The sequence below is a fragment of the Streptomyces sp. NPDC051064 genome (genome assembly GCF_044455985.1).
In the GTDB taxonomy this organism is placed as follows: domain Bacteria; phylum Actinomycetota; class Actinomycetes; order Streptomycetales; family Streptomycetaceae; genus Streptomyces.
In genome coordinates this window covers 824,400-836,909 of the sequence record NZ_JBITFK010000001.1, presented here as the reverse complement: position 1 = coordinate 836,909, position 12,510 = coordinate 824,400, and the positions used below count along the sequence as shown (strand labels likewise).

The window sequence follows — 12,510 nt, the reverse complement described above, 5'->3', positions numbered from 1 at the left end:
AGCTTCGCATGAGCACCGCCGTCAGCTTCATCAGCAACAATCTGCGCATCGCGGGGCTGTTCTTCGCCCCCGAGGACCACGCGGGCGAGCGCTTGCCGGCCATTGTGATCGGCCACCCTGGCGGCGGTGTGAAGGAGCAGACGGCGAGCGTCTACGCGCAGCGTCTGGCTGACAAGGGCTACGCGGCCCTCGTCTTCGACGCGGCCTACCAGGGCGAGAGCGAGGGCCAGCCGCGAGGTCTGGAAGACCCCTACCAGCGCAGCGAGGACGTCAAGGCTGCCGTCTCTTACCTGACCACCCGCGACGAGGTGGACCCGGAGCGTATCGGCGCCCTGGGCATCTGCGCCTCGGGCGGCTACGTGCCCTTCGCCGCGCAGACCGACACCCGCATCAAGGCCGTCGGCACAGTCAGCGCTGTGGACATGGGCGAAGTGGTCCGAGGCGGCGTCGACGGCCGGCAGGGTCCGGCCGGCGTGCAGCAGATCCTCGACACCTCGGCTGCGATGCGGACCGCTGAGGCAGGCGGTGAGGGCCCGGCCTACACCTTCTGGATTCCGGAGTCCCTTGAGGAGGGCGGCGAGGGCTACGAGTACTACCGCACCCCCCGTGGCCAGCACCCCCGCTCCGACAACAAGCAGCTGGTACGCAGCCTGGACCGGATCGTCCAGTACGACGCCTACCGCTTCATGTCGCTGATCGCGCCCCGGCCCGTGTTGATGATCGCCGGGAGTGAGGCCTTCAGCCTGTCCCACAGCGAGAAGGCAGTCGCCCAGGCCCCGGAGACGAGCGAACTGTTCCTCGTCCAGGGCGCCACCCACATGTCGCTGTACGACCAGGACGAGCACGTCACCCCGGCCGTCGACAAGCTCGACGACTTCTACGGCAAGGCCCTGGCCGCCTGACCGCGTCCGCGGCTCGTCGGCAGCCGCACGAAGGCGGCCTTCCGCCTCGTCCACCCCAGCGCTTCCCCCCTCCCCGAACCAGGAATCACCATGGCTAAGAAGCTCAACGCCCTCGCCAACGGTTTCACCCCGCAGACCGTCGAGTTCCCCAGTGGAGACGGCACCGTCGTGGCCCATCTCTACCTGCCGAAGGACCACGACGCGTCCAAGCGGTACTCCGCTGTCGCCGTCGGAGGGTCGTTCTCCTCCGTGAAGGAGCAGATGAGCGGGATCTACGCCGGGGAGATGGCCCGCCGAGGTGTGATCGGCCTTGCCATCGACTACCGGAACTACGGGCAGAGCAGCGGCGCCGTCCGCCCGTACGAGGACCCGAAGTCCAAGGCTGATGACCTGTCGGCGGCGCTGCGTTTCCTGAGCAGCCGGTCCGACGTGTCGGGGGCGGGTCTCCTGGGCGTGTGCACCTCGGGTACCACCGTCATCGAGGCCGCGGCCAACGATCCGGAGGTGGGCGCCGTGGCGACCGTGGCCGGCATGTTCGTCGAGCCGGGAACGATCCCTCACGGGGACCGCCGCCGGGCGGAGGGCCGAGCGGCGCGGGAGAAGTACGAGAAGACCGGCATCGTCGACATGATTCCGGCCTACCACCCCTACAGCCGCAGGGCTGTGAACACCGTGCCCATGCCGTACTACCTGTCCGCGAAGCGCGGGAACGTGTCCGCGTGGCGCAACGAGTTCGCGGTGATGGCCTGGGCCGACATGCTCAGCGCTGACGCCGTGTCGAACGCTTCTAAGGTCACCGCGCCGACCCTGATGGTCCACTCGAAAATGGCCTCTTACCCGGGCCAGGCACGCAAGGTGTACGAAGGGCTCGCCGGGCCGAAGGAACTGTACTGGGGCAAGGGCCAGCACTTCAGCTTCTACGACCACCCCGGACAGGTGCGCGCCACCGCCGACCGCGTCGCAGCGCACTTCAAGTCCACGCTGAGCTGAGCCGGCCTCCGGTTCGGACGAACTAGCAAAGGAACTTCCGTGCGTGTCATCGTCTTCGGGGCCACCGGCATGATCGGGCACGGCGCGCTGCGTGCCTGCCTCCTCGATCAGGAGGTCACCGAGGTGCTCGCCGTCGTCCGCAGCCCGCTGGACGTCGCCCATCCCAAACTGCGGCAGATCATCCACGCCGACTTCACCGACTTCGGCCCCATCCAGGATCAACTCCAGGGCCTGGACGCGTGCTTCTACTGCCTGGGCATCTCGGCCGTGGGCCGCAACGAGGACGAGTACACGCGCGTCACCCACGACTACACCCTCGCCGCGGCACACGCCCTGCACACAGCCAGCCCTGATCTCACCTTCTGCTACGTCTCCGGCGAGGGCACCGACCCGACCGGCAAGAGCCGGCAGATGTGGGCACGGGTCAAGGGCCGCACCGAGAACGAGCTGGGCGCGATGGACATGACGGCGTACATGTTCCGCCCCGGCTACGTCCAGCCTGTGGACGGAGCCGTCTCGCGTACCCCCTTCTACCGGGGGGCGCACCGCGTCATCGGACGGCTCTACCCGCTCCTGCGGCGCGTCTGCCCCCGCTACGTCACCACCACCCAGGCCGTCGGCCGCGCCATGCTCGCCGTCACCCGCACCGAGGGGACGAGTCCGACCGTCCTGCGCAACGGCGACATCAACCACCTCACCCTCGGCCGCTCACCCGGCCACTCAGCAGCGGCGTAGCCCCTGCCCTGCGGCCCGGCCTCGGGCCGAGTACACCCCACCCACTCCCGAGATGGACTCGTTCCACGAGCTGCTCGCACATAGCCGTCCGCTCCGCCCGTCCGGGGAGCGCCGCCGGTCGGCTCGTGCTGCCCGCGTCCGGCGAGTTGGCACCACCACACTACGAAGAAGGAGTCCGGCACATGGACGTGAAGGTTGAACACAATGTCCCCGCGACGATGCGTGACGGCACCGTTCTGCGGGCCGACGTCTACCGGCCCGCCACCGGCGGTCCCTACCCCGTACTGCTGAGCCGTCTTCCCTACGGCAAGAACCTCCAGGTCAACACCTCACACCTCGACCCGCTCGCGGTGGCCCGGTCGGGCTTCATCGTCGTGATCCAGGACACCCGGGGCCGGGCCGCCTCGGACGGCGAGTGGCAGACGTGGACGAACGAGCCGGACGACGGCTACGACACCGTCCGCTGGGCCGCCGCACTGCCGGACTCCAACGGCAACGTCGGCATGATCGGAGTCAGTTACTACGGCAACACCCAGTGGACGGCCGCGCTGGCCGGGCCCCCGGAACTGAAGGCGATAGCCCCGCAGATCACCTGGTCCGAACCGCATGACGGGCTCTACTCCCGCGGCGGGGCCATGGAGTTCGCACTGAACACGTCGTGGACGCTCATGATGGGTGTGGACACCATGATGCGCCGTCACGCCGGCGACCCCGCCGGGCTCGGGAAGACACTGGGGGCCCTGGTCGCGGACATCGACCAGCTCGACACCTCGGTCTACTGGGAGCTCCCCGCCGGCAACTCGCCCGCCTACCAGCGCCACGGCCTGCACAACCAGGATCTGGGCTTCGAACACGCGCTGCGGGAACCGGAATGGAGCGCGGTCAACCGCGTCGCGGGGCGCCATGCGGAGATCGACGTGCCCAGCCTGAACCTGGGGGGCTGGTACGACGTCTTCTCCCAGGGCACCCTGGACAACTTCACCCAGGCCCGCGCCGCCGGTCGGCCGGCCAACCTGGTCATGGGCCCATGGACGCACGAGGTGTACACGGGGCAGATCGGCGACGTCAACTTCGGCACCGCCGCGGGCGTGGACGCCCTCGGCTTCCGCGGCCGGTTCGTCGACCTCCAAAACGCCTGGTTCCGCCAGTGGCTCACCCCCGAGGCCGAGGCGACCGGGCCCGGCCTGCCGCCGGTGCTGCTCTTCGTCCAGGGCAAGAACGAGTGGCGCGAGGAGCAGGAGTGGCCCCTGTCCCGCGCTGTCGACACGGACCTGTTCCTGCGTGCGGACCAGGGGCTCGCCTTCGACGCGCCGAAGGCCGACGAGGGCCGCGAGGCTTACGTCTACGACCCGGCCGACCCGGTCCCCACCACCGGCGGGCCGCTGATCTCGGCCACCGGGTACCGGGCCGGCCCGCTCGACCAGGCACCCGTGGAGGCCCGCGAGGACGTACTCGTGCACACCAGCGAGCCTCTGACCGAGGACCTGGAGGTCACCGGCCGAGTTCGGGCCATCCTCCACGCGGCGACCGACGCTCCCTCCACGGACTGGGTGGTCCGGCTCTGCGACGTCGACGAAAAGGGGGTGTCCCGCAACGTCGTGGACGGAATCCTGCGGGCGGACACCACGCCCGGCGAGTTCGCCGAACACGCGGTCGACCTGTGGTCCACCAGCTACGTGTTCCGCGCCGGGCACCGCCTGCGCGTCCACGTCACCTCCAGCAGCTTCCCCCGCTGGGACCGCAACCTCAACACCGGGGAACCCATCGGCACCGCGACGGACTTCCGCCCGGCCCACCAGGACATCGCCCACGACGCCGCACGGCCCTCCCGCCTCGTCCTCCCGGTCATCCCGGCCGCGAGCTGACCGCAGGACAGCGGACAGGAAGGTTGCCGACGGCCGCGGACCGCGGCCGTCGGCGACCTCGACCGACTGTCCTCCTCGACGAGACCCGTTTGCTCGGGCACCTCAGATGACTCCCGCCGCACCCGACGAGCTCGGCGATGGTCCGAGCAGCAGGAAGAGAAGGAACACCATGAAGCCCCGGCTCACCGTGCACATGCACACCACCTTGGACGGCAAGATCGAAGGACCTCACCTGTTCACCCGGGAAAGCCTGGCTTCCCAACGGCACTACTACAACTTGATCGTCGGTGAGGGCAGCCCCTTCCCCGGTCACCGCGGATGGCTCGCTGGCACCACGACCGGCGATCTGGCCACCCAGTACAAGAAGCCCGAACTCGACCCGAACGCCGCCGAGGTGCCCGAGGGAGACTTCATCGCCCCGCACGACGAGGAGATACACCACTTCTCCATCGACCCCCGGGGCCGCCTGGGCTGGGAGGAGAACTACCTCCAGTACTTCGACACCCGTGCGCACATCGTCGAACTGCTCAGCGGGCAAGCCTCCAACTCCTACAAGGCGTTCCTGCGCAAACGCGGGATCTCCTACGTCGTCGCCGGCAGCGACACACTGGACCTGGAGCTGGCCCTGGAGAAGCTGCAGGAGCACTTCGGGATGGAGGAGTTCCTCCTCGACGGCGGCGGCGGCGTCAACTGGTCCTTCATCAAGGCCGGCCTGGTCGACGAGGTGAGCATCGTGCTGAGCCCGGTCGCCGACGGCGCCACCGACACCGCGTCCCTCTTCGACGCCAACCCGAAGTACAACGACACCAACCCAGTCGCCTTCACCCTCATCAGCCACACCGTTCTCGACGACGGCTCCCTCTGGCTGCGCTACCGCGTCGACGGCCCCGCCACGCCGCTCAACTGACGGCGATCACAACGGAGACCAAGGTCGCCCAGGTCGCGGTCGGAGACTAGATCGTCCCGACCTCTGCCCGCACGTCGATCAACGGGAAACGACCATCTCCGTGCTCAGCTGGCGGTCTGCCCACCGTCGATGAGTCAGGAACTTTCTCCCGTCACAGACCTTCCTGCTCACCCCGCACAACGAAAGGCTCAATGATGCGCGCCGCACTACTGACCGGATACGAAGAAGACTTCGTCATCGACACGATTCCCGACCCGGTGATCACCTCACCGACCGACGTCATCGTCCGCGTCGGCGCGGCCGGCTTCTGCCGCAGTGACATCCACATCTGGCAGGGGCACTACGACGCCGTCCAGAAGGGTGCCGGCATCGACTTGCCGTTCGTGTGCGGTCACGAGAACGCAGGCTGGGTGGCGGAAGTCGGCTCGGCCGTGACCCATGTCGCGGTCGGCGACAGCGTCCTGCTCCACCTCTCGCCGTCCTGCGGGTACTGCAAGGCGTGCCGGGCCGGTGACGACATGCACTGTGTCGCCGGCATGTACACCGGAGTACTCTCGCCGGGCGGCTTCGCCGAGTACGTCAAAACCAACGCGCGCGCGGTCGTGCCGATCCCCAGCAGCCTGGCGCCCGCCGACGTCGCGCCCCTCGCCGATGCTGGTCTTGCGGCATACCACGCGGTGCGCAAGTCGCTTCCGCTCGCGGTCCCGGGCACCCGCACCGTCGTGCTGGGCGCCGGGGGCCTTGGGCACATCGCGATCCAGGCCCTTCGCGCGCTGTCCCAGACGGAGATCATCGTCGTGGACCGCAACCCCGCAACGCTTGACCGCGCCCGTGGCTGGGGCGCCGATCACACGGTCCTGTCGACGGAGGACCGTTCGCACGTCGCGGAGATCATGGAGCTCACCCACGGTGCGGGCGCCGAGGTGGTCCTGGACTTCGTCGGCGACGGGGGCGTCCAGCAAGACGGTGTCGATGTCCTCGCTACCAAGGGTGTCGACTTCTTCGTGGGGTCCGGAGCGAAGCTTGAGATCGACATTCAGAACCAGATGCTGATGCCGGAGCGAAGCTACGTGGGCAACAGCGGCGGCACCTACAACGAGCTCGTGGAACTCGTGGCACTCGCCCACAGGGGAGCCATCGAGATCAGCACCACGCGGTTCCCCCTCGAAGGGGTCAACGAAGCACTCCACGCACTCAACGACGGCAAGCTCATCGGCCGTGGCGTGCTCATGGTGTCCGAGAGCTGACAGATCATCTGCGCCCACAGGAAAGCGCAGCCGCCGGCATCGAGGTGCCTACGATCACGAGGGCAAACCGTCGAGATCCGTGCCCAAACGACGGCGGGTGCCGGCGCCGTCCGACCGCGGGCCATCGGAGCCGACAGGCGGCGCGTGTCACCTTTCCCACCTGCTCGACAAAGCCCTCTTCGCCGCGCGGCGTACGGGCCCAGACGACTGAGGGCCGCCTTGATGCACGCCTGCCGCCCACCGATCGCGCCATCCACGGGACGGCGCCAGCATCTACCCTGCCGCTGCGGCAGTGCTCCGCAACAGGCAGGTAGGCCGGGTGGGCCTCGCGGAGCAGGTAAACGGAGGGCGGACACCGCCTGGACAGTTGCGCCCCAGTGGCCCCGTTGATGCTGCCCTCTCCCGCCCCACCCGTTCTGGCATGATGCGCTGTCAGTGTCTGGGAGGGCTGTGCCGTTCGCAGAGGAGGGGCCTTGTTCGACGGACTGGAGCCGGAGGACCCGCGGCAGGTGGGGCGGTACCGGATCGTGGCGCGGATTGGCGCAGGCGGCATGGGGCAGGTGTTTCTGGGGCGTTCGCCCGGTGGTCGTCCCGTCGCGCTGAAGGTGGTACGTCCGGAGCTGGCCCGGGACATGGACTTCCGGCGCCGCTTCGTTCGCGAAGTGACGGCGGCCCGCAGAGTGAACGGGGCTTTCACCGCCGGGGTTGTCGACGCCGAACCCGACGGTTCCCCGGCCTGGCTGGCGACCGTCTACGTATCGGGTGTGTCGCTGGGCGAAGCGGTAGCCCAGCACGGGCCGTGGCAGGCCGGGCACGTTCTGGCGCTCGGGGCCGGTCTGGCGGAGGCCCTGGAGGCAATCCACGCCGCCGGCGTCGTGCACCGCGATCTGAAACCCTCCAACGTTTTGCTGGCTCCTGACGGCCCCCGAGTGATCGACTTCGGCATTTCGACGGCGAACGAGGCCAGCGCGCTGACCCATACCGGCATGGCGATCGGCACGCCAGGTTTCATGTCCCCGGAACAACTCACCGGGCGGCCCATCGGGCCTGCCAGCGACGTCTTCGCGCTCGGCGCGGTACTCGCCTACACCGCTGTCGGCATCGGCCCGTTCGGCACCGGCACTCCCCACGCCCTGCACTTTCGCGCCGTGTACGAAGAGCCCGACCTCGACGCTCTTCCGCTGGAACTGCGCCAGATCGTGGCGGCTTGCTTGGCCAAAGAGCCCGATCAGCGGCCGACCGTGACCGACCTGCTGCACTGGATGACCACCCCGGGCGAGGGAGATACTGCCGAAGCGACGCCCCTGCTCACCGAGCCCGGCTGGATGCCCGACGCGGTCGACCGGCTGGTCCGGAATATGGCCGCCACCCCTCTGCCCCGTAACCCCGCCTCGACGCCCGCGCTTGCCGTAGCACCGACCCCGACCGCGCCGGACATACCCGCCTCACTGCACCGAGCTACGCCCGAACCGCTGCAGATGCCTGCCGTGCCGGAGACACCCGCCGCGACCGACAGCCCTCCAGCCATCGCCCCAGCCCTGCACGACGAGCCCACCCAGACCGCCGACAGTGCCGCGCAAAGCCCCGGCGACACGCCTCCGCCCCCCTCCCGGCGCAGCGTCCTGTTCGCCTTGACGGGTACGGCAGCCGCCGCTGGACTCGCCGTCGCGGTCTGGAAGACCGCCGACGGGGGTTCCGGCTCCGCCGGCTCGCCCTCCGCCCTCCAGTCATCCGTACGGAAGCCCATCCGTAGCCCCACTCCACCGGCCCCCCGAAAGCCCGGCCAGCAACTCTGGGCGTTCCAGACCGACGACGAGGTGAAGACGACGCCGACCGTCGCGAACGGCGTCGTCTACTTCGGCAGCAACGACAACAATGTGTACGCGCTGGACGCTGCCACGGGCAAGAAGCACTGGTCCCTCGACACCGGCAGTGTGGTCTATTCGTCGTCTGTTGTCGTGGGCGATCTGCTCTATGTGGGCACTTACCTCAACGGCCTGTACGCGGTGGACGCCACAACCGGCAAGAAGCGTTGGGTCTTCGGCGGCGGATCGATTTTCGCGTCACCGGTCGTCGTCGACAACGTCGTCTACAGCGGAAGCAGTGACGGGCACTTCTATGCGGTGGACGCGGTGACAGGAAAGAAGAAATGGAGCTTTCGCTGCCGCAAGAATGGCGATGTGACAGAGGCACCGGTCGTGGTGAACGGTGTCGTGTACTTCGGCAGTGACGACGATCATCTCTATGCCCTGGACGCTGAGACGGGAAAGCAACGTTGGACCTTCCCCATGCTCGACGGCGTGAACTCCGCCCCGGTCGTGGCCAGCGGCCTGGTTTACGTCTCCAGTAGTCGCCTGTACGCGGTGAATGCCGCGACGGGGAAGCAGCAGTGGTCCCGCGCCGGCGCCAAATACAAGAATGTAGGTGCAGGCAACCGCGCTCTCTTGTCGCCGACTGTGGCCGGCGGCGTGGTGTACGTCGGCGACAGCATCGAGTATCTGTTCGCGCTGGACGCCGCGACAGGCAAGGAGCGCTGGGCTTTCGAAACCGAAAGCAGTGTCTTCTCCGCCGCGGCTGTAGCGGACGGGGTGGTCTACGTGTGCAGTGAGGACAGTCATCTGTACGCGGTGGATGCGCGAACAGGGAAGAAGCGTTGGGCCTTCCGCACAGGCGCTGGTCTGGAGTCTTCCTCTACGGTGGCGGGCAATGTGGTCTACGTCGGCAGCAAAGACCACGCTCTGTACGCCATCCAGACGTGACTCCAGCACCTGTCAGCTCGGCGTTCCTTCGACCGCCTGATGACGAAGGCGATCAAGGACGGAGACGACCCCGCCCTCGTCGCCAAGGTGATCGTCACGGCAGCGACCGAGCGAAGCCGAAACTGCGCTACGCCGCAGGTCCCCTGGCCGGACGCGCCAGCATGCTGCGGCGCATCGCTCCGGCCTGGGCCTTCGACAGGCAGATCCGCAAGCTCAACCAGTTGACCGGCTGACACACGCCGCCTCACACATTCGTCGCGGTCAGCGCGGGACAATGCGGACGGTCAGGGGGTGCGACGCTTCGTTCGTGGCCATCTCGACCGCCCTGCGTCCGGCCAGGCGGTACTTCTTGGCGAAGGCGGCGTCGATGGCGTCGTGGGGTGCGTCGGCCGCGTCATGGAAGGTGACGTCGTACACGAGGCTGCGGAAGGTGGCGGCGCGTACGATGCCGCGCGCCTGGATGCGGCCGATGCCGTTGGCCATCGCCCTTCGGTACCAGAGCCCGGACGCGCTCATCGAGCGTACGTAGAGGTCGCCTTGGACGGCGACGAAGCCGACCGGGACGAAGCGGGTCGGGGTGCCGTTGGCGCGCTGCGGGTTGACGTGCAGCAGGCGGCACCGTGCGATGCGACGGAGTTCGCCGGCGGGCCAGGTCATGCCTCGGTCCTCCCTTCGGTGACGCCCCGGGTCGGCGTGGCCGCGATCCAGGAGCTGAGGATGCGGAACTTGTCCTGGGTGGGGGAGCCGGGCGGGGCGGACCAGGTGATGAGCTGCTGGTCGGGGTCGCCGGCCCATTGGAAGGCGTCCCAGTCGAGCGTGAGGTCGCCGAGGTCGGGGTGGTGGATGGTCTTGGTGCCGAATTCCTGGTGGGCGACGTGGCGGGCGGCCCACCACTGGCGGAACTGCGCATCGGTGACCGACAGCTCGCCGACCAGGGCTGCGAGCCGGGGATCGGTGGGGTTGTCGGCGGCCTGCATGCGCAGCAGCGCGACGCCGGTGCGGGCCATGGCCTGCCAGTCGTCGTAGAAGTCCTTCATCCGGGGGTCGGTGAAGAGCATCCGGATGTAGTTGCGCTCCTTGGGGGGCATCTTGTCGACGTCGAGCAGCAGGGCCGCTGCCAGGGGGTTCCAGGCGAGGATGTCGAGGTATTTGCCCACCACGAACGCCGGGGTGTCGGTCAGCTGGTCCAGGAGGCGCTGGATCTGCGGGCGTGCCGGTGTCGAGCGTCCCTTGGGCGGGGTGCGGTGTTCGGCCTGGCGGGCGAGGTTTTCGGCGTAGGCGCGCTGGTCGGGGGTGAGGCGCAGTGCGTGGGCGATGGCTTCGAGGACGGGTTCGGAGGGGGCGAGTCGTCCTTGCTCGATGCGGGCGTAGTAGTCCTGGCTGATCGCCACCCGCGCCGCGACCTCCTCGCGCCGCAGGCCGGACACGCGGCGGGTCCCTGGATCGCCCGGGTCAAGACCCAGGTCGGCGGGGTTGAGTTCGCTGCGGCGGGCTTTCAGGAACTGGCCGAGCTCTTCCAGGTGTGGGTTCTTGGCGTTCACGTCTCTCACTGCTTCTGGGATGGGCCGCGCCCGGGACGGGTGTCGTCCCGGGCGCGGCGCCGCCTTCGGATCGGGTGGGAACCCAGAGGTGTCAGGCAGCCGATTACGCGGCCAGGTGGGTGCGGAAGAAGCGGGTCACGTTCGCAACGGCGTTGTCCATCTGCTTCGGCGAGTCGTAGTAGTCGTAGTGGTTTCCGTCCGACCACACGAGCTCCTTCTCGCCCTGGACCGCCTCGTAGAGCGCCTTGGCGTTCTCGGGCAGCGCGCTCTCGTCGGAGTGCACGACGATCGTCGGAGTCGTGATCGACGACGCCTCGCTCAGCGCGTCGAAGTCGAGCCAATTCGTCCACGATGAGACGTCGAGCTCGTTCCTGTACTGCGGAACGTTGCCCCGCGACTCTTTCCAGTAGTAGTCGAAAGCGCCCTCGAACGGGATGTAGTTGGCAGCGTCCTTGTCGGTCTCGCTGTAGACCGTGATGGTCGTCGCCTCGCCGGTCTCCTCGTACTTCTTCCTGGCCGCGACCGCCTGCTCACGGCGCGTGGCCATGCCGTCCTCGCCGTAGGTGGCGACGAAGATGTCCTCGTTGACGAGGAAGCCGGCGATGGTCGCCAGGCCCTTGACGCGCGGGTCCTCCGCGGCGAGGTAGGTCGCGTTGCTGGCGGAGGTGCAGACGCCGACCATGCCGACGCCCTGCACGTAGGGGAGCCCGGTCAGGTAGGTGACCGCCGCCTTCAGGTCGCTGAGCTTCTCGGCGGGCGCCTCGTACTGACGCGGCTCCCCTTCGCTCTCGCCGTAGTGGGCATAGTCGAAGCTGAGGGCGACGAAGCCCTGCTCAGCGAACTTCTCGGCGTAGGTGCCCGCCATCTGCTCCTTGACCGAGGTGAACGAGCCCTGAACGATCACGGCCGGGTAGTGGCCGTTCTCGTTGAGGTCGTCCGGGGTGAACAGGTTGCCCACCAGGGTCACACCGTCACGGTCGAAGGTGATCTTGCGCTTCACTCTGTACTCCTCGGTCGGTTGTGCCTTCCCCCGCGCCACGGGGCCGTCGCCGGTGAAGCCGATGGGAGGCTCATGTGGGTGTCTCTCTGCTTGCGGGGCGGCTAGTCCGTTTGCTGCCCGGATGCCATGTTTCGAGAGTGCCCCCGGTACGACGTGTCCACAATGGGAGGGATCTTTCCTAGGCATTCGACCTGCTGGAACTGAGGGAGCGCCTCACCGCCCGACCCGCCAGTCCTGAACTGCGACGACACGCTGGATGACCTGGCCCGCCAAGCTCAGAACGGGTCTATCGGAGTGGTGGCGTACCTGCTCTCGGTAACGGCGACGACCTGCCCCTCGCTCAGTCAATCGACTTTGAGGCACAGCGGATGCGGTGCAGCGAAGGCTGCACCGCATCCGCTGGATCCGAATCGAGCGGGAGAGGGCGCTCTACCCCGCGGCTGCGGCACTACGCAACGTAACTGCACGCAGTGCGCGAACATGGGCCAAGGCGTGGGGGACCCGTCGCAACCTGCGCAGCGATTCGGAAGCGTTGGCGGGCAGGGTGTTCCTGAGTCCCGCGGC

10 protein-coding genes and 1 pseudogene are annotated in these 12,510 nt (G+C 68.2%); 8 read left to right on the top strand and 3 right to left on the bottom strand.

The features are described from left to right. The first annotated feature begins 8 nt into the window (after nt 1–8). The 8 genes and pseudogenes from ACIBCU_RS04010 to ACIBCU_RS03975 form a co-directional block, all read left to right on the top strand. The gene (locus ACIBCU_RS04010) at nt 9–902 is read left to right on the top strand and encodes an alpha/beta hydrolase (RefSeq protein WP_399229064.1); all 894 of its coding nucleotides are present in this window, start codon (nt 9–11) and stop codon (nt 900–902) included. Nucleotides 903–992: 90 nt separating this feature from the next. Further along, nucleotides 993–1,892, top strand: a complete 900-nt coding sequence (locus ACIBCU_RS04005) for an alpha/beta hydrolase (protein WP_399229061.1) — start codon at nt 993–995, stop codon at nt 1,890–1,892. A 39-nt stretch (nt 1,893–1,931) separates the two neighbouring features. Beyond that, nucleotides 1,932–2,627 (top strand): NAD-dependent epimerase/dehydratase family protein, encoded by a 696-nt coding sequence (locus ACIBCU_RS04000; protein WP_399229059.1) that lies wholly within the window; start codon nt 1,932–1,934, stop codon nt 2,625–2,627. Nucleotides 2,628–2,809: 182 nt separating this feature from the next. Then, nucleotides 2,810–4,492 (top strand): CocE/NonD family hydrolase, encoded by a 1,683-nt coding sequence (locus ACIBCU_RS03995; protein ID WP_399229057.1) that lies wholly within the window; start codon nt 2,810–2,812, stop codon nt 4,490–4,492. Between the two features lie 169 nt (nt 4,493–4,661). Continuing rightward, on the top strand, nt 4,662–5,399 hold the full coding sequence (locus ACIBCU_RS03990) for a dihydrofolate reductase family protein (RefSeq protein ID WP_399229054.1): 738 nt from the start codon (nt 4,662–4,664) through the stop codon (nt 5,397–5,399). A gap of 194 nt (nt 5,400–5,593) precedes the next feature. Further along, nucleotides 5,594–6,646: an NAD(P)-dependent alcohol dehydrogenase gene (locus ACIBCU_RS03985; RefSeq protein WP_362943540.1), complete on the top strand. Its 1,053-nt coding sequence runs from the start codon at nt 5,594–5,596 to the stop codon at nt 6,644–6,646. A gap of 473 nt (nt 6,647–7,119) precedes the next feature. Beyond that, on the top strand, nt 7,120–9,405 hold the full coding sequence (locus tag ACIBCU_RS03980; RefSeq protein ID WP_399229052.1) for a PQQ-binding-like beta-propeller repeat protein: 2,286 nt from the start codon (nt 7,120–7,122) through the stop codon (nt 9,403–9,405). Nucleotides 9,406–9,423: 18 nt separating this feature from the next. Further along, nucleotides 9,424–9,638: pseudogene (locus tag ACIBCU_RS03975) on the top strand (short-chain dehydrogenase/reductase); the annotation flags it as partial. Between the two features lie 28 nt (nt 9,639–9,666). Here ACIBCU_RS03975 and ACIBCU_RS03970 read toward each other — a convergent pair. The 3 genes from ACIBCU_RS03970 to ACIBCU_RS03960 all read right to left on the bottom strand — a co-directional run bounded on the left by ACIBCU_RS03970 (nt 9,667) and on the right by ACIBCU_RS03960 (nt 11,946). Beyond that, the gene (locus ACIBCU_RS03970) at nt 9,667–10,062 is read right to left on the bottom strand and encodes a DUF2255 family protein (RefSeq protein WP_362943546.1); all 396 of its coding nucleotides are present in this window, start codon (nt 10,060–10,062) and stop codon (nt 9,667–9,669) included. Continuing rightward, the gene (locus tag ACIBCU_RS03965; protein WP_362943548.1) at nt 10,059–10,946 is read right to left on the bottom strand and encodes a helix-turn-helix transcriptional regulator; all 888 of its coding nucleotides are present in this window, start codon (nt 10,944–10,946) and stop codon (nt 10,059–10,061) included. Before ACIBCU_RS03965 ends, ACIBCU_RS03970 begins: the two co-directional genes overlap by 4 nt. 103 nt (nt 10,947–11,049) lie before the next feature. After that, a complete protein-coding gene (locus tag ACIBCU_RS03960; protein WP_399229049.1) occupies nt 11,050–11,946 on the bottom strand; it encodes an alpha/beta hydrolase in 897 nt (298 codons plus the stop codon). Nucleotides 11,947–12,510 lie beyond the last annotated feature (564 nt).